Here is a 24491-nt window from a genome sequence, read left to right as displayed (position 1 = left end):
CCTCAGAAAAATGAGCCTTCGACCCGGCTGCGGCTCATTTTTCTGAGGGTACGATCATAACACGATTCTTTCACGCTGAAGCAGGTCCGACTGGAAGTCGGAGGGTTTGCTCCAGGGCGTGGATACTGAAAAATCCTGCTAACCGGCGATTCTATCCGTAATGCGCCACCGGGGTACCGGCGATCGCGGCCATGTTCAGAAGACCCCGCGCCGTGATCCCCGGCGTCACCACATGCGCGCGGTTTCCCATGCCCATCAGGATCGGCCCCACCTCCAGCCCGCCAGCCTTGGCCTTGAGGATGTTTCGCACCCCCGAGGCCGCGTCGGCATGGCCAAAGATCAGCACGTTTGCAACCCCCTCCAGCCGATTGCCGGGCAAGAGCCGGTCGCGCAGCTCCGGATCGAGCGCGGCATCCACGTTCATCTCGCCCTCATAGGCAAAGTCGCGCGGCGCGGCGTCGAGCAGCTCGATCGCCGCGCGCAACCGCTTGCCAGAACCCTCGGACTGGTTGCCAAACTGCGACTGCGAGCAGAACGCCACCTTGGGCGTGATCCCGAAGCGGCGCACGTGGCGCGCGGCGCCGACGGCGATCTCGGCGAGGTTCTCGGGCGTGGGCAGCGAATAGACGTGGGTATCGGCGATAAAGAGCGGCCCATCCTCAAGGATCATCAGGCTGAGCGCGCCGTGTGGATGATGCTCGCCATCAGCCAGCACCTGGGAGACGTAGTTGAGATGCCAGCGAAACTCGCCGAATGTGCCACAGATCAGGCTGTCGGCCTCGCCACGCTGCACCATCACCGCGCCGATGGCGGTGGTGTTGGTGCGCATCACCGCGCGCGCAATGTCGGGCGTCACCCCGCGCCGCGCCATGATCGCGTGATAGGTCTCCCAGTAGTCGCGGTAGCGCGGGTCGTTCTCGGGGTTGACCACGTTGAAATCGCGCTCTGGTCGGATCGCCAGCCCCGCCCGCTCGCAGCGCCGCGCGATCACCTCGGGCCGCCCGATCAGGATCGGCTGTTCCGGTGTCTCTTCCAGGACCGCCTGCGCGGCGCGCAGCACCCGCTCGTCTTCGCCCTCGGCAAAGACGAGACGGCGCGCCGCGGTTCGCGCAGCCTCGAAGACCGGACGCATCAGCAGCGCCGACTTGAACACGCTGGCATCGAGATCGGCCTTGTATTGTTCCAGGTCGGCGATGGGTCGCGTGGCGACACCGGTCTCCATTGCCGCGCGCGCCACCGATGACGACACGATCCCCGACAGGCGCGGATCGAACGGCTTGGGGATCAGGTAATCGGGGCCGAAAGTCATCGCCTCGCCGCGATAGGCCGCCGCCGCTTCTGCGCTGGTGCTGGCGCGCGCGAGATCGGCGATCCCTTGCACGCAGGCCACCTGCATGGCGTCGTTAATTTCGGTCGCACCCGCATCCAGCGCCCCGCGAAAGATGAACGGGAAACACAGCACATTGTTGACCTGGTTGGGAAAATCCGAGCGCCCCGTTGCGATGATCGCGTCCGGCACCGCCGCGCGCGCCTTGTCGGGCATGATCTCGGGGTCGGGGTTGGCCAGCGCGAAGACGATCGGGCGTGCCGCCATCTCGCGCACCATCTCGGGCGTCAGCACGTTGGGCCCCGACAGCCCTAGGAACAGGTCCGCGCCCGCGATCACGTCGCCCAGGCTGCGCAGGTCCGAGGCCTGCGCAAAGGCGGCTTTCTCGGGGTTCATGTCAACCTCGCGGCCCTCGTGCACCAGCCCATGAATGTCGCACAGCCACACGTTCTCGCGTTTCACCCCCAGCTTCAGCAGCATGTTTAGACAGGCGATGCCCGCCGCTCCGCCGCCGGCCGAGACCACCTTGATATCCTCGAACCGCTTGCCCGCTACATGAAGCGCATTGGTCGCCGCCGCGCCCACCACGATGGCGGTGCCGTGCTGGTCGTCGTGAAACACCGGAATGTTCATCCGCTCACGACAGATGCGCTCGACGATGAAACAGTCGGGTGCCTTGATATCCTCGAGATTTACCGCACCGAAGGTGGGCTCCAACGCGCAAACGATCTCGGCCAGCCGCTCAGGATCGGGCTCGTTCACCTCGATGTCGAAACAGTCGATATTGGCGAACTTCTTGAAGAGCACTGCCTTGCCCTCCATCACCGGCTTGGAGGCAAGTGCGCCGATATTGCCCAGGCCCAGCACCGCGCTGCCGTTCGTGACCACTGCCACCAAGTTGCCGCGTGCGGTGTAGCGCCGCGCGGTCTGCGGGTCGGCCTTGATCTCGATGCACGCCTCGGCCACGCCGGGGCTGTAGGCGCGCGCCAGATCGCGGCCATTGGCCATCGGCTTGGTGGCGCGTATCTCCAGCTTCCCGGGCTTGGGGAACTCGTGATATTCAAGCGCCGCCGCGCGCAGGATGTCCTTGGGGCTATCGGTCATGGGTCTCCTCCCGGTCTCCGATCAGCATAACGCAACGATCGTTTAACGTTAAACCATTTTGGTCTTAGCACGACTCACCCGACCCGCAAACCCCCTGCCTGAGGACCGGACGGCCAAACCCGGGGCTTCGGCACCGGGACTGACCCCCAGCATCTGCGGTAAGTGACGCGCACGCCACTAGATGAGCCAATACCTGTTTACTAAGCGGTGAAAATAAGGCACGTTTCCGGGTATTGATCTAGGGGGTCGCATGTCGGTTCGTCGCATTCTGTATCTGTCCTGCATGGCTGTTGCGCTGACCGCAGGGCCGGGCGAGGCGCAATCCCTTCGTAACCTGCCCGTTCCGGCCGAATTTCCACCCGATTCCTACAGTGGCACACAGTATGTCGATAGCGCGGGCTGCGTCTTCGTCCGGGCGGGTGTCGGGGCGGCCGAGACGTGGGTGCCGCGCCTCACTCGCTCGCGCCAGCCGCTTTGCGGTTTCAGGCCCTCGCTCGCCAAGGCCAAGGCAGACGAGGAACCTGCTCAGAAGACACAACGAACGGCCACCGCGGCCAAGCCGACACCCGCGCCACGTCGCGCGAAGCCCCCGGCAAAGCCCGCCACCGCACCCCGCACAGCCAGTGCCCGGCCCGCCCCCCGGGCGCCGGAGCGCGTCACTGTCATCACCACCACCAAGACCGCGTCGCAAACCGCGCCGAAACCCGAGGCCAAACCCGCAGGACGGCCCGCGCGCAAGATCACGCCCCCCGACCCCGGACAAACCGCCTGCGCCGGGCTCAGCGGCGTGTCGGCGGCCTATACCGTCCAGCACAACGGCTCGCCCGTGCGCTGCGGCCCGCAACAAGTGCACTACATCACCTATGCACGAGGCGGCAGCACTGCAGTCACCCCACCGCCAGGCACAACCGCCACGCCCGAGAGCGTGCCGCCCGGCACCCGCGTCGCGCCGGCCCGCGTCTACGCCAGCCAGCAGACCAGCCTCGCCGGCGTCCACGTGCCCGACGGCATGAAACCGGCTTGGGAAGACGACCGGCTCAACCCGCGCCGCGCGCACCAGACCTTCGAGGGCAAGGCGCAGATGGAACTGATGTGGACCAACACCGTGCCGCGCCGCCTCATAGACCGGAGCACCGGGGCCGACGTGATCCACAAATTTCCGGGGCTTCAGCCGCCCTACACCAGCTTCGACGAGCAGCGCGCCGCCGGGGTGACCGTGGCCACGCGCGGCAGCTACGTGCCAGATCCCGTCACCGCAACCGAGGCGCGCCAGCGCGCACAGGCCAGCGCACCTCTCACCTCGATCTCGACGCGCTCGGCCCCGGCCACCGCCGTTGCCGTGCCGGAAACAAAGCCAACGCCCGCCCCGCAAAAGCCGCGCCAAACCGCGCATTATGCGCAGGCGGGGCTCTTTGCCGATGCCACTCAGGGCCTTACCGCCGCGCGCCGCATCGCCGGGGCCGGGATGCCCGCCCGGCGCGGCACGCTTCAACGCGACGGGCGCAAGCTAACCCTCGTGCTCGCCGGACCGTTCGGCTCAATGACGGACGCGCGCGCAGGCGCGGCGCGGCTGCGCGGCATGGGCTTTGCGAACGTGCGGCTGCGCTAGACTGCGGGCGGGCGCGCCGCCCCCCGGCCCATGAGCAGCGCCATGTCGAGCATCCGGGCGGAAAAGCCCCACTCGTTGTCGTACCAGCCGAACACTCGCAACAGCCCGCCCGCCGAGACCGATGTCTGCGGGCCGCTGACAATCAGGCTCTCGGGTCGCCCGCGCAGGTCCGACGACACCAGCGGCGCCTCGGTCCAGCCCAGCCAATGATGGCGCGCGGCGGCGGCGCGCAGCATCGCGGCCACCGCCTCTACCGTCACCGGAGCGCGGGTCTGCACCGTCAGGTCGATGGCCGAGACTGACGCCGTCGGCACCCGGATCGCCCGCGCCTCGATACGTCCCGCGAGGCCGGGCAGAACCTGCCCCGTCAGGTGCTGCGCGCTCGTGGTGGTGGGCACCATCGACAGCGCGGCGGCGCGACTGCGCTCGGGCGCACCACGCGGCTTGTCCACCGTGGGCTGGCTGCCGGTATAGCAATGCACGGTGGTCATCTGGCCGCTGACGATGCCATACGCCTCGTCCAGAAGCCGCGCCAGCGGCGCGAGCGCGTTGGTGGTGCACGATGCGTTCGACACGATCCGCTGCCCGGCCAGCGCCTCGTCGTTGGCCCCCATCACCACGGTGATATCGGCCTCGTCCGAAGGCCCCGAGACCAGCACCATGCGCGCGCCCGCCGCCAGCCCCCGCTCGGCCACGGCGCGCGCACCGGCCATGCCGGTGCAGTCAAGCACCAAATCGACGCCCGAGAGGTCGAGTTCGCTCAGGTCGCGCGCCGCGTGGAACGGGATCGCACACCCGTCCACCACCAATGTCGCCGCATCCTCCCACGTCACCGTGCCAGGCCAGGGGCCGAACACGCTGTCATACTGGAAGAGATAGGCACAGGTCTCGATCGGCTCGATTTCGTTGATGCAGACCAGTTCGAAATCGCGGCGCTCGTGCATCAGGATGCGCAGGATCGTGCGGCCGATGCGCCCGAACCCATTGATGGCGATACGCAGGGGCGGTTGGGTCATGGCGATCTCCCGGGGCGAAGGTCAGTGCGGCTGCACATTGTCGCAGGGCGCGCGGCTTGGCCAGAGGTGAAACACGATTTGATCAAATCGACCCATGCGGATCGAAGCAATAGTCGAACCGCGCGATATCCTCGGCGGCAATGTCGGCCACGATCGCTGCGGTGCGGTCGCTGTAATACCCCCGGTAATCGCCGCGCGCCGAGGTGTTGAGCCGCGGAAGGTCGAGACGAAATCCGAGATGCTGCCAGAGCGGCCCGGCATCAGCTTCGAACGCCTCAAGCCGTATGCAGAGGCGCGCGTATTCCTGGCCATCAGAGGCGGTCATGTAATGGCGCGCGGGCTGCGCGGCCCAGGCGGCGCGGGTCTCGGGCGCCGCGACGAACCCGGCGAAATTGCGCGCGCGCGCCAGCCGCACCGCCGGATGATCAAAGCTCTGCGCGCGCGCCCAGTTGTAATAGCTCACCATCCGGTCCCACGGGTTGCGCACCAGGGTGACAGTGAACATGGTGGCGATCTCTGCGGGCGTCAGCAATCCGTCGATATCGGCGAGCGTGGAATGCTTCCACAGCCGTCCCCGTGCCTGACCGCGCAGGCGCGCCACCCGCCCGCGCCGCCGCCGCGCCTTGGGCGTGTCGCCGATCAGGATGTCGGTGGCGGTTGCTCGCGCCTCCAGCGCCTGCGCGAGCGAGGTGCCCCCGGTCTTGGGAATGTGAACGAAAATATAGCCACGGTCGCGCGAGAGGATCATCCCGCCACTCTAGGCCGGGACGGGGCGGCAGGGAACGGGTCTTACGCGCCGCACCCCGGGGGCGGGCAGGCGCGCTACCGCATCGCCCGCTCTCGGACGCCTGCCAAAGCACCCTGCACAACCCTGCCGCCGGGCGGGAGGGTCGCGACAAGCAGCCCAGCCTCGTAGCGGCGCAGCGCCCGCCGCGCGGCGGGGCCATAGCGCGCGGGCCCCATCCCCTCGTACAGCTCGGGAAACAGGCGACGCAGCTCGACCTCGGCTTCTACGTCGAAGCCGTTCATCGTCTCGGGGCCGGGGTGATAGCTCTCGCTCCACAGCCCGTTTCCGCACACGATCTCGTGCCGGTCGAAGAGCAGGTGCACGTAGCGCAGCGGGCGCCCGTCCGCGCGCCGCACGATCCCCGGCTGCCCGGCAAGATCGCGCGCGCGCACAAGCACCTCGGCCTCAGCATATAGCAGTTCCGCCGCAGCATCCGTGATCATCACCCGGTGATTTGGCGACAGGTCCAGTGCCGCGTGATCCCCCAACGCGCCCGCCGCGATACGCACAGGCGCATCCGGTCCTTCAGCCCGCCGCGTGCTGATCCCCAGCCAGCCCAGCGGCTGCGCCCCGTGATCGTGGGTCATCACCATGTCACCGGGGCGCAGTGCCTCGACCGGAACCGCGCCGCTCGGCGTTTCGATCAGCGTGCCCGCGACAAAGCAAGGCGTGGTGGTCAGTGACACGAATCCGATATCGGTGTTGCCCGCTTCGTCGCTCACCTCGTAGGAAAAGGTGCTCTCGCCCGGGGTCTCGGCGCTGGCGGCGAGGATCATGCCGGTGGGTGTGAGCGTGATCGCCTCGCCTGTGGCCAGCACCACCGTGTCGCCGACGCCAACGGGCTGGTTGTTGATGGCGGTGATGGTCAGGGTGCCGCCCGCCGCGCTCTCGTCATTGGCGAGAAGATCGGCCTCCACCTCCTGCCCGAGCTGCGCCTCGATCTCGTCATCGCCCGCAACTAGCGCGGTCTGCACTGAATTGCCGGCGATGAGCAGGTTGCTGTCGAAGGCGTCATCGCCGCCATCGGCGATGCCGATGCGGATCGTGTTGGACTCGCCCGGCACTACCGGGGCCTTGAGCGTGAGGGTGACGGTCAGCCCATCCATCTCGGTGTTGTAGACCTCGCCACTTGCGGGGTTGTCGATGTAGAGGTTGGAGTTGCTCTCATCGTTGATGTTATTGATCGTGATGTCGCCGCTGCCCACCGCGAGCTGCGCTGCCTCGCCGTTGACCCAGATCCCGACCGCGTCGTTAAAGCCGGAATTGACGTATTCGAGGTATTCCTCGGAGGAGAATACCACCTGCATTGTCAGGGTGCTGCCGTCGGGGACGAAATCGGCCTCGAAGATGGCGGCGTCGAAGGTGGATTGCCCCGAGATCGCGCTCAGGTCCGCGTCGCCCGAGGTGAAATTGCTCGTCGAGGTGCCGGAGGAGATGTTGGCATCGCCCGAGGAATTGGTGATGTCGGTGGCGCGGCCCGTGGACTGGATCACGCCACTGTCGGCCGGGATGACGCCCGGTGCCACGCTGTCGCCCTGTGAGTAGATTCCAGAGGCTTGCTCCGCCCCCTGATAGCTGGCGTCGAGCACGCTGATGCCGGCACCGAACATGGCGTTGGCCATGTCCATCGCAGAGGCATCTATGTCGATAGGCAGTTCGGATGTGATGGCCATGCGTTTCTCCCTTTCGCACGACCCTCTCCGCCGCCGGTCAAGACCCGCTTAACGGCAGCCTGGAAAATGCATAAAATTCGCGCGCCCCCTGCGCCGGGCCCGCTTGCACCCCAGCCTCCCGCCCCCATATTCGCGATGATCAAAGGAGGAGTCGATGACCGGATACCTGCGCACCGCAGTGCTGATGGCCGCGATGACCGCGCTTTTCCTCGGCCTCGGCGCGCTCTTGGGCGGCATGGGCGGCGCGTTGATCGCGCTTGTGATCGCGGTGGCGATGAACGCGTACACTTGGTGGAATTCCGACAGGATGGTGTTGCGGATGCACGGCGCGCGTCCCGCCGACGGCCCCGAGGGGGCGGCGCTGGCGAACATGGTAAGAGAGATGGCCGACCGCGCGGGCATGCCGCCCCCCGCAGTCTACCTGATCGACAACGATCAGCCCAACGCCTTTGCCACCGGGCGCAATCCCGAAAACGCCGCAGTGGCCGCCACCACGGGCCTGCTGCAGCATCTTTCGCGCGAAGAGATCGCCGCCGTGATGGCCCATGAGCTGGCCCATATCCGCAACCACGACACCACCATCATGACGATCACCGCGACCTTTGCCGGTGCGATCTCGATGCTGGCCAATTTCGCGTTGTTTTTCGGCGGTAGCCGCAACAACCCGCTTGGCCTGATCGGCACGCTGGCGCTGATGATCCTCGCGCCGCTCGGCGCGGCGCTGGTGCAGATGGCGATCAGCCGAGGTCGCGAATACGAGGCCGACCGGGTGGGCGCGGAGATCTGCGGCAATCCGCTCTGGCTCGCCTCGGCGCTGGGAAAAATTTCGGGACTGGTGGCACGGATCGATAACGAGGCGGCCGAACGTAACCCCGCCACCGCGCACATGTTCATCGTCAACCCGCTGCACGCCCATGCGCGCGACAAGCTCTTTTCCACCCATCCCGCGCCCGAAAACCGTATCGCCGCGCTGCGCGAAATGGCAGGGCAGACGCGTCGGCGCGGCCCCTGGGTCTGAGTCGGGGGTTTACGATCCCGTCTTCAGTATCTCAGGCCAGCGTTCATCGCCCTCGGCGATGAAGCGGGGGATGTCCTTCTGCCAGCGCGCCTGGATATCGTCGTTGTAGTTGAGGTAAAGCTTGCCATCCACAATGGCCCAGTTGTCGGGCTGCGTGGAGTAGAGCTTGCCCTTCTCTGCTACCGCCCATGCGCAAAACCCGCCATATTGCGGGGCGTAAGCCCTGGGATCGTCGGCAAAGCGATCGCGGGTTTCGGCGCTGGCGAAATGCCAGGTCGCGCCGTTCCATTCCAGTGCGTGCTCGGGTGTGCCGGGCACGGCGCGCCCTTCGGTAAAATAGGCAACCGGGTCGGTGCCACGGATCGCCACGCCATCGGGCGCATAGACCGGGGCCGTGGTCAGCTCCTCGAAACCGCCGAGGTACTTCTGTCCCGCGACCGCCGCAATCGCCACAAGCCCCGCCACGCCCACCGAGATGAAAACCCGCCGTCCAACCTTGTTCACCATGTTAACCTCCTCGCTTGCACCTGCCCGTGATTTGGGGGCGAACCGCCGACATCCAAATCACAAAATCGCGGGTCGTGTGTCAGCGCGCACGCAGGCACCATTGCAATCATGCCACGAAACCTCCTAGAAAGCACGCGCGCCGCTTATTCAAAAGGTTCGATCCATGCCTGATGCCACGCCCTTCATGTCCAGCTTTCACACGGTCGAGCAGGGCTGGATCGACTATAACGGCCATATGAACATGGGTTATTTCACCGTGGTCATGGATCGCTGCGCCGACGAGGCGTTTGCCGGGATGGGATTCGGCCCCGATTACGTGGCGACGCGGGGCCTCACCACTTACACCGCCGAGTTCCACATCCGCTACCTGCGCGAGGTCAAGCTCGGCGACCGGGTCCGCAGCAGCTTTTACCTTCTCGACCATGACGAGAAGCGGTTCCATTTCTTCCAGGAACTGTTCCACGAGGAGGGTTGGTGCGCGGCCACCGGCGAGAGCCTGACGCTGCACGTGGACATGTCCGGCCCTCGCGTGGCCCCCATGCCCGAGGACATCGCCGCCCGGGTGGCCGAGATGGCGCAGGCCCACGCCGCCCTGCCCCGACCCGAGGGGGTGGGCAGCCGCATCGGCACCCGCCGCAAGGGCTGAGGGGGCGGGGGTCTGGGCCAGGCTTTGGCCTAGAGCATGTTGCTCAAAAGTGGGAACCGGTTTTGAGCTCCTTGAACATGTGAATCAAGGAGTTAGAGCGTGTCGCGTGAATGCGAATGATGGCGACACGCTCTAATCCTGCCATTCGCATCTTGGCCCCGCGTGGAGTCAACACGTGCTTGCACGCTGCCGCGCAAGCGCCCGACGTCCCCTCCAGGCCCCTTGCGTCCTCACTCCGGCCTCTCCCGCCCCTTCACACCGGCTTCGCCTCCGGTTTCGGTGCCAGCACGCCGAGGGGCCGCCTCACGGTCTCGCGCAACCCCGTCCCGCTCGGGGCCTGCACGCGCTTGGTAGCCTCCACCATCAGCACACCTCCTGCCGCCAGTACCGAGATGCGCGCACCCATGCGCTCCCACATGCCCGCCGTGCGCCGCCAGAAAGGCCGGTCCGAGGGCGGCTGGAAGAGCGTGGTGGCGTGTCTCTCGGGCAGGAACCCATGAGACTTGAGCTGCGTTTCGAGCTGCGTCTGGGTGTAGGGGCGCCCGAAGCCGAAGGGCGTGCGGTCCGAGCGCGACCACAGTCCGGCCCGGTTCGGTACGATGAACAGCGCGGATCCACCGGGGCCCAGCACGCGCAAGCATTCGTCGAGCAGCGCGCCGGGCTGTTCCGAGGTCTCCAGCCCATGTACCACGAGGAGCCTATCGACGTGACCCGTCTCCACCGGCCAGAACGTCTCTTCGCACAGCACCGAGACATTGGGCATGCCTTGCGGCCAGCCGATCACGCCCTGCGGCGCCGGCATCAGCGCCATCACCCGCCGCGCATCGGCGAGGTAGGGCCGCAGGAACGGCACCGCGAAACCGAAGCCCGCGATGCTCTTGCCGTGCGCCTCGTGCCAGAACTCGGCGATCCGCGCACGCAAGACCTTCTGAACCGCGTGCCCCAGCGGGTTGCGGTAGTAGAAATTTCGCAGGTCCTGCACGTCGAGATGCATTGCAGTGCCGCCCTTGATCCGTCACTCTGACGCTACCATCTCATGACAGCGGGGAACATAGCATGAGCCTGCAAATCCTCACCATGCCCTGCCGCGCGGACAATTACGCCTATCTCGCGCACGACTCCGCGACCGGGGCCACCGCCGTCATTGACGTCCCCGAGGCCGCGCCGATCCTCGATGCGCTTGCGCGACAGGGGTGGCAGCTATCGGATGTACTTATTACCCACCACCACGGCGACCATGTCGAGGGGCTAGAAGAAGTGCTCGCGCAGGCCCCCGCCCGGGTGATCGGCGCGGCGGCGGATGCCCACCGGTTGCCGCCGCTCGACATCGCGGTGTCGGAGGGCGACGAGGTGACGATCGGGTCCGAGACGGGCCGCGTGATCGACGTGTCGGGCCACACGGTGGGACACATTGCCTTTCACTTCCCCGACAGCGGCGCCGTCTTCACCGCCGACAGCCTGATGGCGCTCGGCTGCGGGCGGGTGTTCGAGGGCACGCCGGCGCAAATGCACGCGAGCCTTGCCAAGCTCGCGGCGCTGCCGCCCGAAACCTTGATCTATTCGGGCCACGAGTATACCAAGACCAACGCCGCTTTCGCGCGCACCGTTGATCCCGACAACCCGCGCCTCGCCGCACGCACCGACGAGATCACTCGGACCCGTGCCGCCGGGCAACCCACCGTGCCCGCATCGCTCGCCGAGGAACTGGAAACCAACCCGTTCCTGCGCGCCCACGACCCCGCGATCCGCGCGCATCTTGGCATGACGGGGGCGACCGATATCGAGGTGTTCGCCGAAATCCGCAGCCGAAAGGACAGGTTTTGACGCGCATGTTACGAACATTCCGCCAGAAGATGACGAAAAGTGAGGTCGTTTGACAAAAAACTCCTTGAAGCCGGGCCATCATCGACCAAACTTTAACATACCGAGGCCAGACTTGTCGGGCGACGTACCCGGCGGGCTAGATCAGAAGGAGCACGACCGTGCCTTCATTCTCGACCACACTTGAACAGGCAATCCACGCCGCGCTCGCGCTCGCCAATGCGCGGCGGCACGAATTCGCGACGCTCGAGCACCTGCTGCTCGCCCTCGTGGACGAACCCGACGCCGCCCGCGTGCTCAAGGCGTGCAGCGTCGATACCGAGGAACTGCGCACCACGCTGGTCGATTTCATCGACGATGATCTCGCCAACCTCGTGACCGATATCGACGGGTCCGAGGCGGTGCCGACCGCCGCATTCCAGCGCGTGATCCAGCGCGCGGCGATCCATGTCCAGAGCTCCGGGCGCACCGAGGTGACCGGCGCCAACGTGCTCGTCGCCATCTTTGCCGAGCGCGAATCGAACGCCGCCTATTTCCTGCAGGAGCAGGACATGACCCGCTACGACGCGGTCAACTTCATCGCCCACGGCGTGGCCAAGAACCCCGCCTTCGGCGAATCGCGCCCGATCACGGGCGCGACAGATGTCGATGACGAAGGCGCCGAGAAACACGTCGAGACCGACGCCGTCGAGCCGGGCGATTCGGCGCTGGCCAAATACTGCGTCGATCTAAACGAGAAGTCGCGGCGCGGCGATGTCGATCCGCTCATCGGCCGCGACTCGGAGGTCGAACGCTGCATCCAGGTGCTGTGCCGGCGGCGCAAGAACAACCCGATCCTCGTGGGCGATCCCGGCGTCGGCAAGACTGCCATCGCCGAGGGGCTCGCCCACAAGATCCTCAGCGGCAACACGCCCAAGGTGCTTTCGGGCACCACCATCTATGCGCTCGACATGGGCGCGCTTCTGGCGGGAACCCGCTATCGCGGCGATTTCGAGGAACGGCTCAAGGCCGTGGTGACCGAGTTGGAGAAGCACCCCGACGCGGTTCTGTTCATCGACGAGATCCACACCGTGATCGGCGCGGGCGCCACCTCGGGCGGCGCGATGGACGCCTCCAACCTGCTCAAGCCCGCGCTGCAGGGCGGCAAGCTGCGCTGCATGGGCTCCACCACCTACAAGGAGTTCCGCCAGCATTTCGAGAAAGACCGCGCGCTCGCCCGCCGCTTCCAGAAAATCGACGTGAGCGAACCGACGGTCGAGGACACGATCAAGATCCTCACCGGGCTCAAGCCCTATTTCGAAGATCACCACTCGGTCAAATACACACAAGAGGCGATCCGCACCGCGGTCGACTTGTCCTCACGCTACATCAACGACCGCAAGCTGCCCGACAAGGCCATCGACGTGATCGACGAGGCCGGGGCGGCACAGCACCTCGTGGCGGCCTCCAAGCGGCGCAAGTCGATCGGCGTCAAGGAGATCGAGAACGTGGTGGCCAAGATCGCGCGCATCCCGCCCAAGAACGTCTCCAAGAACGACGCCGAGGTGCTCAAGGACCTCGAAGGCACGCTCAAGCGCGTGGTGTTCGGGCAAGACAACGCCATCGAGGCGCTCTCCTCGGCGATCAAGCTGGCGCGCGCCGGACTGCGCGAGCCGGAAAAACCCATCGGCAACTACCTCTTCGCCGGCCCCACGGGCGTGGGCAAGACCGAGGTGGCCAAGCAGCTCGCCGATACGCTCGGGGTTGAGCTTCTGCGGTTTGATATGTCCGAATACATGGAGAAACACGCCGTATCGCGCCTCATCGGCGCGCCGCCGGGCTACGTGGGTTTTGACCAGGGCGGTCTGCTGACCGACGGGGTCGATCAGCACCCGCATTGCGTTCTCCTGCTCGACGAGATCGAGAAGGCACACCCGGACGTGTTCAACATCCTGCTTCAGGTCATGGACCACGGCACGCTCACCGATCACAATGGGCGCAGCGTCGATTTCCGTAACGTCGTCCTCATCATGACCTCCAATGCCGGAGCCACCGAGCAGGCAAAATCTGCTGTCGGCTTCGGCCGCGACCGGCGCGAGGGCGAGGACACGGCGGCGATCGAACGCACCTTCACGCCCGAGTTCCGCAACAGGCTCGACGCGGTGATCTCCTTTGGCGCGCTGCCCTCCGACGTCATCCTCAAGGTGGTCGAAAAGTTCGTCCTCCAGCTCGAGGCACAGCTCATGGATCGCGACGTGACCATCGAGCTGACCGACGAGGCCGCGAAATGGCTCGCCGACAAAGGCTATGACGACCGCATGGGCGCCCGCCCGCTCGGCCGCGTGATCCAGGAGCACATCAAGAAACCGCTCGCCGAGGAGCTGCTCTTCGGCAGGCTCGCCAAGGGCGGCACAGTCCGCGTGGGCGTGCGCGACGGCAAGATCGCGCTCGACGTTGAGGGCCCTGCCGCCCGCCGCCTCTCGGGCAAAAAGAAACCGCCGTTGCTCACCGCCGAATGAGACGGCGGGCGGCGGCGGTCCTCGCGCTGGCGCTTTGCGCCGCGCGCCCCGCCGTCGCCGAGCCACCCCGGCTGTCGCTGCCGCTCGACTGCGACTATGGTCGCACCTGCGTGATCGAGGACTACGTCGATACCGACCCCGGCCCAGGCCATCGCGATCACGCCTGCGGCCTCAAGAGCCGCGACGACCATCGCGGCACCGATTTCATGCTCCCGTCATTCGAGGCGATGGCGGCGGGAGTGAATGTTCTGGCCGCCGCCCCCGGCATGGTTGCTGCCACCCGCGACGGCATGGACGACACGCCCGTGACGCCCGAGACCCGCGCCGCCATCGAGGGCCGTGAATGCGGCAATGCCGTGCGCGTCGATCACGGGGACGGGTGGCAGACGCTCTATTGCCATCTCAAGCGCGGCTCGGTCAGCGTCCGCCAGGGCGAGCGGGTGGCGACCGGCGATGTTCTGGGCCAGGTGGGACTGAGCGGGCTGACCAACGCCCCGCATGTTCATCTCGGTGTGCTCAGGGACGGCGAAATTGTCGATCCGTTTCACCCTGACGACATCACCCAATGCGGCCAGGAAACCGATGGCGGCTTGTGGCAGGACCCGCCCGGCTATGCGCGGGCCGGTCTCTTTACCGCCGGGTTTTCGACGGCCGTGCCCGGCCTCGACGCGGTGCAATCCGGCGCGGCGCGCGTGCAGGAAACGACAGCCGACCAGCCGCTGGTGCTCTATGGCCACGTCTTTTACGCCCGGCCCGGAGATCGGCTAAGCCTGACGGCCCAGGGACCCGAGCGTGAGATATTCCGCCACGAGCTCACGCTCGACGACCCCAGCGTGCAGCTCTTTCGTGCCTTCGGGCGCAAGGCACCGGCGGCGGGATGGCCCGCCGGGGCCTATCGCGGCTACGTGCGCCTGATGCGCGGGGACACCCTGCTTGCCGTGCGGCACGCCGATATCACCGTGACGCCCTGAGGCGCTATCGCGTGGTCAGCTTCAGCTCGATCCGACGGTTCTGCGCGCGGGCCTCGGGCGTGTCCGCGGGATTTACCGGCTGATATTCACCATACCCGTTGGCCGAGAGCCGGTCGGGCGGGAACCCGAGGAAATCGACCAGATAGCGCACCACTGACAGCGCCCGCGCCTGGCTCAGTTCCCAGTTGTCGGCAAAGCGCGCGCCGGGCGCGATCGGTACATCGTCGGTATGCCCGTCGACCTGCAATACCCAGTCGATCCCCTCGGGAATATCGCCGATCACGCGGCGCAGGATGCCTGCGACCTTTGCGATCTCCTGCTCGCCCTCGACCGACAACTCGGCCTCGCCGGGCGCAAACAGAACCTCCGAGGAGAACACGAACCGGTCGCCCACGATCCGTACCCCTTCCTGGCCGCTCAGCAATTCGCGCATCCGGCCAAAGAAGTCCGAGCGGTATTTCTCCAGGTCCTCCTTCTCGGCGGCGAGCCGTTCGGCCCGTTCCTCCAGAAGCCGCGCGCGCTCTTCCTCGGCCTGCCGCCGGCGCCTCTCCTCGGCGGCCACGCGCGCCAGGGCGGTGTTGAGCTCGTTGCCCAGCGACTGAAGCTGCACCTCCGCTTCCGCCTCGCGCGCCTTGGCATCGTCGAGCAGCGCCTGAAGCTCGGAGAGTTGCGTGCGCAGCGCCTCCACCTGCTGATTCAAAAGCGCCTGCTGTCGCTGCGCCTCGGTGGATATTTGCTGTTCCTTGGCAAGCTTCTCGCGCGCCTCCGCCAACAGCACCTCTTGCCGCTCGGCCTCGCTCATCCCTTCCTCGGCCCGCGCTTCCGCCGCCTTCTTCGCGACCAGCGCCGCGATCAGCCGCGCGCGCACCTCCTCGGCGTCGAGCGCCTCGGCTTCGGCATCTGTCTTGGCCGCCACCGCGCGGGCCAGATCAGCCTCGAGCGCCCGGATGCGCGCGCGCGCCTCGGCCAGCGCCGCGTCGCGGTCCTCCAGCGTCCCGCCCGTCTCGTCCAGAGCCGCCCTTGCATCAGCGAGCGCGGCCTCCGCCTCAGCCCGTGCCGCCCGCTCGGTCTCCAGAGCAACCCGCGCCTCGGCCAGCGCCGTTTCGCGCTCCTCCAGCGTCCCGCCAGTCTCTTCCAGCGCAGTCCGGGCTTCGGCCAGCGCCGCTTCGGCCTGTCTACGCGCCGCGCGTTCGGCCTCAACCTCCGCGCGCGCCTCGCCGATCCCCGTCTCGCGCGCCGTCTCGGCCTCCTCGGCGCGCAACAGCGCCTGCGCCAGCGCGGCGTCGAGATCGTCGCGCGCCGCCTCCGCCGCGGCCAACAGGGTCAGCGTCTCCTCCGCCCGCTTGCGCTCTTCTTCCAGGGCCAGCGTCATCGCGGTCAGCTCGGACTGCGCGTTCTCCAGTCGCTTACGCAACGCAGCCGCCGCCTCGGCCTCGGCCAGCCGCGCGGCCTCTTCCTCGCTCAGCTTTTCCTCAAGCGCGCTCACCTCCTCGCTCAGCGCAGCCCCGGCCTGCCGTGCCTCGACATTGCGCGCGCGCAAGTCCGCGATGAGCGCCTCCAGCGCCTCGCGCCGCGCCGCCGCCAACCGCGCCGCCTCGGTCTGTGCATCGACCTCGTCGCGCAGCCCGGCGAGCCGGTCCTCCAGCGCCGCCTGTTCATCGAGCAACGCCGCTCGCTCACCCTCCAGCGTCGCCACCTCGTCGCGCGCCGCGTCGCGTTCGCTTTCCAGTCCCGCGGCCCGGTCGCGCGCCGCGTCGCGCTGCGACAAGAGCCGCGCCACCTGCTCCTCGAAGGACGCGATCCGGCCCTCGGCCGCCGTCAGCGCCTCGGACTGCGCCGCGGTCTCGGCGCGCAACGATGCGATCACATCGGCCTGTTCCTCGGCCCGCGCGCGGGCGTCGCCTAGCGTCGCGGTCAACATGCCCACCCGTTCCTGCAACGTGGCGTTGCGGTCCTGTTCCAGCCCCAGCGCCCGCGACAGCGCCGCCACCTCAGCCGACAGCGCGTCGAGCTTGGTGGCCTGCCCGCTGATCTCCTCGCGCAGCACGAACTGCACCACCATGAAGATCGTGAGCACGAACATCAGCACCAGCAGGAGGCCGGTCATGGCATCAACAAAGCCGGGCCAGATCGCGCTCTGAAACCGCGCACCGGTGCGCCGCGACAGCGCCATATCAGCCGCCCTCGCCAGACTCGCCCGACCCCTCGCCGGACGCGTCACCGCCGCGCGGCACCACCGGGCGCACGGGACGCGGCGTAGGGCCGCGCGCCTGCCCCATGAGCCGCGTCAGCGCCGCCAGATCGGTGCGCAGCTCGGTCATGGTTTCCTGACGCCCGGCGCTGATTTCCTCGAGAATGCGCAGCATCTGCACGTCGATCGAGCGCAGGCGCATCCGGCTCTCGGCGTCCAGCCCCTCGCTCGTTTCGCGCGCCTCGATCGCCTCGATGAGCCGCTCTTGCCCGTCAGCTACCCGCATTAGCGCCACCTGCACCGGGCTCTGATCGCTCATCCGGTGGGTCAGTCGCTCGATGGAATCGGCCAGCACGCCGAGCTTCTCGTCGACCATCGCGCGGCTCACCTCGGATTGCGCGATGGTGCTCTGCAACGCCTCGACCTGCCCGGTCATGTGGTCAAGCACCTCGGCCACCATCGCGCGCCCGCCGCCATCCTCGCCATCGCCCTCGGAAAGGCCAAGCCGGGTTATGGTCGATATCCATTCCTCCAACTCGCGATAGAACCGGTTTTGCCCGTGCCCGGCAAACAGCTCCAGCAGACCCACGACAAGCGAGCCCGACAGCCCCAGAAGCGACGAGGCAAAGGCCACGCCCATTCCGCCAAGCTGCTCCTCCAGCCCGGTCATCAATCGGTTGAATATCGCGATTCCCTCCTCGCCCTCCTGCGGGGCCAGGCTGCGGATTGTATCGACCACCGCCGGAACGGTGGTGGCGAGACCGTAGAACGTACCCAGCAGCCCGAGGAAAATCAGCAGGCTGACGATATAGCGGGTGATCTCGCGCGCCTCGTCGATACGCTGCGCCACCGAATCGAGGATCGAGCGCGCTGAGCTTGACGCGATCTGCATCCGCTTGCCGCGCCCGCGCAGCATGGTGGCCAGCGGTGCCAGAAGCGAGGGCGGTCGGGTAAGCTCATGCCCCGGCGTCTGCGCGGCAAACCCCTCGATCCAGCGCGCCGAACCGATGAGCTGGATGACCTGCCAGAAGGTCGCGATTACCCCCAGAACGAAGACAAAAAAGATGAACCCGTTGAGCCAAGGGTTCGCCTCGAACACCGGTAGCACCCGCGGCAGCGCCAGAAACGCCCCCACCGCCGTCAGCGCCAGCACGATCAGCATCAGCAGGATCTGCCGATAGGGAGTGGAAAACTGCGGCTCGGCCTCGCGGTCCGGCTGGTCCATCTGGACGCTCCCGACACGTTTCTTTGCAGGTTTTTGCACGTCTTTGCAGGCGCAACCCTACGCCGCCTGCCCGCGCAAGCCAAGGCTTATCCGCAGATATGGCGCACCCGGCGCACGAGCCAGTCCAAATCGCGATCACCGAGGCCCAATTCGCGCAGATGCGCGTCGGTCTGGAACAGGTACTCGGTATTCGGTCCGCGCCCACCATGCGCGCGGGCGATGATCTGCGCCTGTTCTTCCAGATCGAGGCCGCCGCAATACTGCGCGTGGTCCGGATCGACCACGTAGGTCACCGCCTCCACCTCGCGCCCGTCCGTGAGCATGACCGGCAGCCGCGTTTCGTGATAAGCCGCCGAAACCAGCTCGCGCTCGCGCAAATACGCCAGCACCTCGTCGGCGCGCGCAGGGTCGGCGCGCAGCGCCACACCCGAACAAGCTGTATCCGTCGCGCGGTCCAGCGCCAGCACCAGCCCCGGCGTCTCGGGCGTGCCGCGATGGTGGATCGAACGCATGCAGAAACTGCGCCGATAGCCCGGCAGCCGCGCGATCACCCGCTCCACCGTGTCAAAACCCGGATTCCACACCAGCGAGCCATAGCCGAACACCCACATGCCTTTTCCCCTGTTCCTCACGTTCCGCCCCCTATAAACACCCTTCGCGAAGGGCATGAAAGGGGCAAGCCATGCGGGCACTTCTGGCCATCATCCTCGTCGCCGCCGGGCTCTGGGCCGGCTATTGGGTTATTGGCAGCCGCACCACCCACTCGGCGTTCGAGGGCTGGTTTGACGCGCGCCGTGCCGAGGGCTGGGTGGCCGAGACGAGCAGCCTCGGCGTGCAAGGCTTTCCCAACCGCTTCGACGTGGTGTTCGAAGACGTGATCCTCGCCGATCCCGCCACAGGGCTGGCGTGGGAGGCGCCGCGCTTCCAGATCAACGCGTTGAGCTATCGGCCCAATCACGTCATCGCCGTCTGGCCCGACGAACAGCGTATCGCCACCCCGGAAGAGAAGTTCCGGATCGAGAGCCGCGACATGCGCGCCTCGCTGGTGATCGCGCCCGACGCGGCGCTCGCGCCCCGGCGCATGACGCTCACCGCCGATTTCCTGCGCGTCACCTCTGAGACACGGCCCGGGGAAACCACCGCGCTCTCCACCCTCAGCCTCGCCGCCGAGCGGCAGGAGGGCACAACCTACCGGTTCGGCCTGCGCGCCGAGGGGCTAACGCTCGCCGCGCCCGCGCGGACGCGGCTCGATCCGGAGGGCCGCCTGCCCGACCGCATCAGCGGATTTACCGCTGATGTCACCGCCACGTTCGACAAGCCGTGGGACCGCACCGCCATCGAGCGTGCCCGCCCGCAACCCACCCATCTGAGCGTGCGTCTGGCCGAGGGACGCTGGGGCGATCTGCTCCTTCAGGCGGCGGGCGAGGTGGACGTGACGCCCGATGGCTGGCCCGATGGTGAGATCACGCTCAAGGCCCGCAACTGGCGCGAGATCGTGACCATCCTGCGCAGCGCGGGGGCACTGCCCGAGAGCCTCGCCTCAAGCGTCGAGAACGGCCTCGGCATGATGGCACGCCTCAAAGGCAACCCGGACACGCTCGACATTCCGCTGGGCTTCGGCGGCGGCCGGATGTGGCTCGGCCCCGTCCCCCTTGGTTCCGCCCCGCGCCTGCGACTGCGCTGATCCCCTGTCGACCGCCCACCGCGTCAGCCGCCCGGCGCGCTCACCATCCCCATGATATCATAGGTTTTTCGCAGGATCGGTGCCGCAATGGCGCGGGCGCGGCCCGCACCCTCGGCGAGGATGCGGTCGATCTCGGCCTCGTCGTGCATCAGCCGCTTCATCTCGGTCGAGATCGGCGCGAGCCGGTCGACCGCCAGATCGGCCAGACGCGGCTTGAATACGGAAAAAGGCTGTCCGCCCGCTTCGGCCATCACCTGCTCGATGTCGATATCCGCCAATGCCGCATAGATATTGACGAGGTTACGCGCCTCCGGCCGGTCCTCCAGCCCCTCGGCCTCCGAAGGCAGCGGTTCAGGGTCGGTCTTGGCCTTGCGGATCTTCCTGGCGATGGTCTCGGCATCGTCGGTGAGGTTGATCCGGCTCATATCCGACGGGTCGGATTTCGACATCTTCTTGGTCCCGTCGCGCAAGCTCATCACCCGCGTCGCCGCCCCCTCGATCACCGGCTCGGGCAGCGGGAAGAACTCCACCCCGTAATCGTGGTTGAACTTGGCGGCGATGTCGCGTGACAGCTCGATATGCTGTTTCTGGTCCTCGCCCACGGGCACGTGGGTGCCATGATAGGCGAGGATATCGGCGGCCATCAGCGCCGGGTAGGCAAAGAGCCCGAGCGAGGCATTCTGCGCATTCTTGCCGGCCTTGTCCTTGAATTGCGTCATCCGCTGCATCCAGCCCATGCGCGCCACGCAGTTGAATACCCAGGCAAGCTGGCTGTGCTCGGCCACCTGGCTCTGGTTGAAAAGGATCGAGCGGGCGGGATCAAGCCCCGAGGCGATGAACCCGGCTGCAAGCTCGCGCGTGGCGCGGCGCAGGTCGCCTGGCTCTTGCCAGACGGTGACGGCGTGCAGATCGACCATGCAATAGAGCGTCTCGACGCCTCGATCCTGCGCCTCGGCAAAACGCTTGAGCGCGCCGAGGTAATTGCCGAGATGCAGGTTGCCCGAGGGCTGGATTCCCGAAAAGACGCGGGGGGTAAAGGCCGCCTCGCTCATGGGCGCACTCCGTGGTGGATTTCTCTGAAGGTCTCGCTTACCCATGCGCCCGTGCCCCGTCAACCAGTGCCCCATCAAGGAGAGCTGCCATGAGCGACGATCCCAGTCCCCTCAACCCGATCCCGCCGGTGGTGGTGGTGCTGTTTCTGGTTATCGCGGGGGTCGAAGCGGCGTTCTCACTCGGCACGCGCGGGATTGTCGGCGGCGCCGACGCCGTGGGCTGGCGAAGCGCGGCAATCCAGGACTACGCCTTTCACGGCCAGATCCTGCGCTGGATGATCGAAACCGGTCAAATACCGACCGAACACCTGCGCCGCCTCGTTACCTACGCCTTTGTCCACGGCAGCTTCACCCACGCGCTCTTCGCCGCCGTGCTGCTTCTGGCGCTGGGCAAGTTCCTGGGCGAGGTGTTCCGCCACTGGGCGGTGCTGGTGATCTTCGCCACGGCGACGGTGGGCGGCGCGCTTGCCTACGGGATGCTGCCGGGCGACCGGCCGTGGCTCATCGGGGCGTTCCCCGGCGTCTACGGGATGATCGGGGGGTTCACCTACGTGATGTGGCTGCGGCTGGGACAGATGGGCGCCAACCAGGCCCGCGCCTTTACCCTGATCGGCGTGCTTATGGCGCTGCAACTGGTCTTTGCGCTGCTGTTCGGCGGCTCACCCACATGGCTGGCCGACGTGGCGGGGTTCATTGCAGGCTTTGCCGTGTCGGTGCCGCTCAGCCCCGGCGGCCTCACGCGGCTGCGCGCCCGGCTGCGGCATGACTGACGGCCGGGCGCCGGGCTGACGCGCTACCGCCGCAGCTGCCCGCGCATCTCTTGCAGGCGGAACGCGCCCAGCCCCTGCCCAAAGAGCCCGTAGCTCACCACCCCGAGGCCAACCAGCAGCACCAGCGCCAGCCAGCGCCAGCCGCCCAGCGCGAGGAACGGGCCAAGAACCACCGCCGCGCCCCACAGCACCGCGCCCATCAGGCCCGCAGCCAGCACGATCCGCCACAGCCTGCGGCGGAACTGCGCGTCGAACCGCGCCACCTCACCAAAGCGCTGCGCACCACCTGCCAGTTGCCAGACCATGACCCAGGCGGCCACCGTGGTCGCCAGCGCCGCGGCGATCCAGCCCATGACCGGGGCGAGGCCAAAGGCGAGTGCGGCGTTCACCACCATTGCCACCACGGCGTAGTGGAACGGGCGGCGTGTATCCTCTCGGGCGAAAAAGATCGGCTGCAAGATTTTCTGCAACACGAAGGCGGGCAACCCCAGCCCGTAAATCGCCACGGCGAGCGCGGTGGCGGCGCTGTCATCGGCACCGAACGCGCCGCGTTCGAAGAGCACCGAAACGAGCGGCAGCGGGATCGCCACCAGCGCCACGGCACACGGCACCGTTAGCGCCAGCGCCACCTCGCCGCCGCGCGACAGGGCATGCCGCGCGCCGTCGTCATCCCCGGCCTTGAGCCTGCGCGCCAGGTCGGGCAACAGCACGATCCCGACCGCGATTCCCACCACGCCCAGTGGCAACTGATAGAGCCGGTCGGCGGCGTAGAGCCAGCTCACCGCCTTGTCGGTCTGCGAGGCGACAAGCTGCCCCACCACGAGGTTGACCTGTATCACCCCCCCGGCCAGCGCCGCCGGGATGGCGACGCGCACGAGCTGCGCCATTTCTGGCGTCCAGCGCGGGCGCACGGGGCGGATGCGCAGCCCTGCGCGCTCGGCGGCTATCCAGACGAGGACGAGCTGCGCCACCCCCGCCACCGGCACCGCCCAGACCAGCGCCTGCATCACCTCCCCGCCCATCCATGCCGCCGCCCCCATCGCCGCGATCAGCAACACGTTGAGCAGCACGGGTGCTGCTGCGGCGGCGGCAAATCGCCCGGCGGCGTTGAGCGCCCCCGACAAGAGCGCCGCGAGCGAAATGAACAGGATATAGGGAAACACGACGCGTCCGTAATCCACGGTGACGTCAAACCGCGCATCCCCCGCGAACCCCTCTGCGGTAGCCCAGACCAGCGCGGGCATGAACACCATCGCAAGCCCCGTCAGCAGCGACACCACCAGCCCCAGCCCCGACAGCGCGAGGCTCGCAAAGCCCAGCGGGTTGTCGCCAGCTTCCAGCCGCTTGGAAAACATCGGCACGAACGCCGCGTTAAACGCCCCCTCGGCAAAGAATCTGCGGAACATGTTGGGCAGTCGGAACGCGGCGACGAACGCATCCATCAGCATGCCGGGGCCGATCAGGCTCGCGATCATCACGTCGCGCACGAAGCCCAGAACGCGGCTCATCAGCGTCCAGCCACTGACGGTCAGGATACCGGAGAGCAGGCGGACGGGTCTCATCTGCGGGCCTTTGCGCTTGGGTCAGGCCGGTCTAGCCCATCGCCCGCGCCGCGAAAAGAGGGGTTGGTTCGGCACGACGACCGGCGACCAGGCCATCGTCATCCCGGCCCGAAGCGGCTGGCCTGAAAAGATCGCTCAGGCCGGCCTCAGTCCAGCCGCCTTGCCTCATCGATCAGCATGACCGGGATGCCATTGCGGATCGGAAAGGCGAGTCCGGCAGACTTGCTGACAAGCTCCTGCCGCTCGGCATCGTATTCCAGCCGTCCGTGGGTCTGCGGGCACAGGAGCGCCTCGAGCATCCGCCGGTCGAAGCCGGGTCCGGACGTCTCGCTTTCCGAGGTTTCTTCGGGGGGATGCGGGGGATCGGTCCAATCGCTCATTGCACGATATCCTCGTTGTCGCCGCCGCGCAGCGAATATTCCAGCAGCGTTACCAGCGTCTCGCGCCTTGTAGCGAGCGACGGGGCCTCTAGCAGGGCCTGTTTCTCCTCGGGTTCGAATCCAAGCAGCATCGACAGCGAGTTGATGAGCAACTCGTCATCCGCCTGTTCGAGCGACTCCCAGTCAGTCTCGAGCGCGCGGGCGTTGAAATAGCGCGACAGCAGGTTCATGAACCCGTCTCGATCAAATCCGGGATCGGTCTCCGTTGGGCCCATGTCGCGATCGAAACTGTTCCAGCAAACCCGCACCCGCCGGTAGGGAGTAAAGCCCTCGACCTCCTCGGTCATGCGGAACCGCGACAGCCCGGTGAGGGTGATCATGTAGCGCCCGTCCTCCGTCTCGGAGAATTGCGTCACCCGGCCCACACAACCGATCCTGTGCAGCCCGGTGCAGCCGTCGCGGCCCGGCGCGGGGTTTGGCTGCACCATGCCGATGAGGCGCTCGCGCGTCTTGAGCACATCCTCGAGCATCGCGAGGTAGCGCGGCTCGAACAGGTGAAGGGGCAGCCGCGCGCGCGGCAGCAGCAGCGCACCGGGCAGCGGAAATACGGGGATGATCTCGGGGAGATCGAAACGCTGTGCCATGAGGGG

Annotated in this window: 21 protein-coding genes; 8 read left to right on the top strand and 13 right to left on the bottom strand. The window is 67.2% G+C overall.

Annotated elements, in window-relative coordinates:
* Nucleotides 1-151: 151 nt before the first annotated feature.
* Nucleotides 152-2431: an NADP-dependent malic enzyme gene (locus tag C6W92_RS05320; protein WP_129431997.1), complete on the bottom strand. Its 2280-nt coding sequence runs from the start codon at nt 2429-2431 to the stop codon at nt 152-154.
* 250 nt (nt 2432-2681) lie between these two features.
* Here C6W92_RS05320 and C6W92_RS05315 point away from each other — a divergent pair, with 250 nt between their 5' ends.
* Nucleotides 2682-4040, top strand: a complete 1359-nt coding sequence (locus C6W92_RS05315; protein WP_129431996.1) for an SPOR domain-containing protein — start codon at nt 2682-2684, stop codon at nt 4038-4040.
* Here C6W92_RS05315 and C6W92_RS05310 read toward each other — a convergent pair.
* From C6W92_RS05310 to C6W92_RS05300, 3 genes are all read right to left on the bottom strand, one after another.
* Complete coding sequence (locus tag C6W92_RS05310; protein ID WP_129431995.1) at nt 4037-5056, bottom strand: glyceraldehyde 3-phosphate dehydrogenase NAD-binding domain-containing protein; 1020 nt, start codon at nt 5054-5056, stop codon at nt 4037-4039. The genes C6W92_RS05315 and C6W92_RS05310 overlap by 4 nt on opposite strands.
* A gap of 82 nt (nt 5057-5138) precedes the next feature.
* Nucleotides 5139-5804, bottom strand: coding sequence for a sulfotransferase family 2 domain-containing protein (locus C6W92_RS05305; RefSeq protein ID WP_129431994.1), 666 nt, complete (start codon nt 5802-5804; stop codon nt 5139-5141).
* A 74-nt stretch (nt 5805-5878) separates the two neighbouring features.
* A complete protein-coding gene (locus tag C6W92_RS05300) occupies nt 5879-7516 on the bottom strand; it encodes a choice-of-anchor L domain-containing protein (RefSeq protein WP_129431993.1) in 1638 nt (545 codons plus the stop codon).
* Between the two features lie 154 nt (nt 7517-7670).
* On the opposite strand from C6W92_RS05300, the gene htpX reads away from it, so the two are divergent.
* Nucleotides 7671-8534, top strand: a complete 864-nt coding sequence (gene htpX, locus C6W92_RS05295) for a zinc metalloprotease HtpX (RefSeq protein WP_129431992.1) — start codon at nt 7671-7673, stop codon at nt 8532-8534.
* A gap of 9 nt (nt 8535-8543) precedes the next feature.
* On the opposite strand, the gene C6W92_RS05290 is transcribed toward htpX, so the two are convergent.
* A complete protein-coding gene (locus tag C6W92_RS05290; RefSeq protein ID WP_129431991.1) occupies nt 8544-9041 on the bottom strand; it encodes a YHS domain-containing (seleno)protein in 498 nt (165 codons plus the stop codon).
* A gap of 163 nt (nt 9042-9204) precedes the next feature.
* On the opposite strand from C6W92_RS05290, the gene C6W92_RS05285 reads away from it, so the two are divergent.
* Nucleotides 9205-9687 (top strand): thioesterase family protein, encoded by a 483-nt coding sequence (locus C6W92_RS05285; protein WP_129431990.1) that lies wholly within the window; start codon nt 9205-9207, stop codon nt 9685-9687.
* 253 nt (nt 9688-9940) lie between these two features.
* Here C6W92_RS05285 and C6W92_RS05280 read toward each other — a convergent pair whose 3' ends face one another.
* Nucleotides 9941-10681, bottom strand: a complete 741-nt coding sequence (locus C6W92_RS05280; protein ID WP_104019372.1) for a hypothetical protein — start codon at nt 10679-10681, stop codon at nt 9941-9943.
* Nucleotides 10682-10743: 62 nt separating this feature from the next.
* On the opposite strand from C6W92_RS05280, the gene gloB reads away from it, so the two are divergent.
* The 3 genes from gloB to C6W92_RS05265 all read left to right on the top strand — a co-directional run bounded on the left by gloB (nt 10744) and on the right by C6W92_RS05265 (nt 14977).
* The gene (gene gloB / locus C6W92_RS05275) at nt 10744-11511 is read left to right on the top strand and encodes a hydroxyacylglutathione hydrolase (RefSeq protein ID WP_129431989.1); all 768 of its coding nucleotides are present in this window, start codon (nt 10744-10746) and stop codon (nt 11509-11511) included.
* Nucleotides 11512-11669: 158 nt separating this feature from the next.
* Nucleotides 11670-14006, top strand: a complete 2337-nt coding sequence (clpA, locus tag C6W92_RS05270) for an ATP-dependent Clp protease ATP-binding subunit ClpA (protein ID WP_129431988.1) — start codon at nt 11670-11672, stop codon at nt 14004-14006.
* Entirely contained in the window at nt 14003-14977 is a 975-nt protein-coding gene (locus C6W92_RS05265) for a M23 family metallopeptidase (protein ID WP_129431987.1), read from the top strand. The genes clpA and C6W92_RS05265 overlap by 4 nt, the downstream gene beginning before the upstream one ends.
* A gap of 4 nt (nt 14978-14981) precedes the next feature.
* Here the strand turns inward: C6W92_RS05265 and C6W92_RS05260 are convergent, their stop codons facing one another.
* The 3 genes from C6W92_RS05260 to C6W92_RS05250 form a co-directional block, all read right to left on the bottom strand.
* Complete coding sequence (locus C6W92_RS05260) at nt 14982-17150, bottom strand: peptidoglycan -binding protein (RefSeq protein WP_129431986.1); 2169 nt, start codon at nt 17148-17150, stop codon at nt 14982-14984.
* A 1-nt stretch (nt 17151) separates the two neighbouring features.
* Complete coding sequence (locus C6W92_RS05255) at nt 17152-18393, bottom strand: biopolymer transporter ExbB (protein WP_129431985.1); 1242 nt, start codon at nt 18391-18393, stop codon at nt 17152-17154.
* A gap of 86 nt (nt 18394-18479) precedes the next feature.
* Nucleotides 18480-19004, bottom strand: coding sequence for a gamma-glutamylcyclotransferase (locus C6W92_RS05250; RefSeq protein WP_129431984.1), 525 nt, complete (start codon nt 19002-19004; stop codon nt 18480-18482).
* 71 nt (nt 19005-19075) lie between these two features.
* On the opposite strand from C6W92_RS05250, the gene C6W92_RS05245 reads away from it, so the two are divergent.
* Nucleotides 19076-20077, top strand: coding sequence for a DUF2125 domain-containing protein (locus C6W92_RS05245; protein ID WP_129431983.1), 1002 nt, complete (start codon nt 19076-19078; stop codon nt 20075-20077).
* Nucleotides 20078-20100: 23 nt separating this feature from the next.
* Here the strand turns inward: C6W92_RS05245 and trpS are convergent, their stop codons facing one another.
* A complete protein-coding gene (gene trpS, locus C6W92_RS05240; RefSeq protein WP_129431982.1) occupies nt 20101-21129 on the bottom strand; it encodes a tryptophan--tRNA ligase in 1029 nt (342 codons plus the stop codon).
* Between the two features lie 89 nt (nt 21130-21218).
* Here trpS and C6W92_RS05235 point away from each other — a divergent pair, with 89 nt between their 5' ends.
* Complete coding sequence (locus C6W92_RS05235; RefSeq protein WP_129431981.1) at nt 21219-21899, top strand: rhomboid family intramembrane serine protease; 681 nt, start codon at nt 21219-21221, stop codon at nt 21897-21899.
* Nucleotides 21900-21922: 23 nt separating this feature from the next.
* Here the strand turns inward: C6W92_RS05235 and murJ are convergent, their stop codons facing one another.
* The 3 genes from murJ to C6W92_RS05220 form a co-directional block, all read right to left on the bottom strand.
* Entirely contained in the window at nt 21923-23461 is a 1539-nt protein-coding gene (murJ, locus tag C6W92_RS05230; protein WP_129431980.1) for a murein biosynthesis integral membrane protein MurJ, read from the bottom strand.
* A 146-nt stretch (nt 23462-23607) separates the two neighbouring features.
* Nucleotides 23608-23841, bottom strand: coding sequence for a Trm112 family protein (locus C6W92_RS05225; RefSeq protein WP_129431979.1), 234 nt, complete (start codon nt 23839-23841; stop codon nt 23608-23610).
* Nucleotides 23838-24485: an LON peptidase substrate-binding domain-containing protein gene (locus C6W92_RS05220; RefSeq protein ID WP_129431978.1), complete on the bottom strand. Its 648-nt coding sequence runs from the start codon at nt 24483-24485 to the stop codon at nt 23838-23840. Before C6W92_RS05220 ends, C6W92_RS05225 begins: the two co-directional genes overlap by 4 nt.
* Between the last annotated feature and the right edge of the window lie 6 nt (nt 24486-24491).

Origin of the sequence: Roseovarius sp. A46, from assembly GCF_004126395.1 — a bacterium.
Lineage (GTDB): Bacteria > Pseudomonadota > Alphaproteobacteria > Rhodobacterales > Rhodobacteraceae > Roseovarius > Roseovarius nitratireducens.
This window is presented reverse-complemented; position numbering and strand designations above follow the sequence as displayed.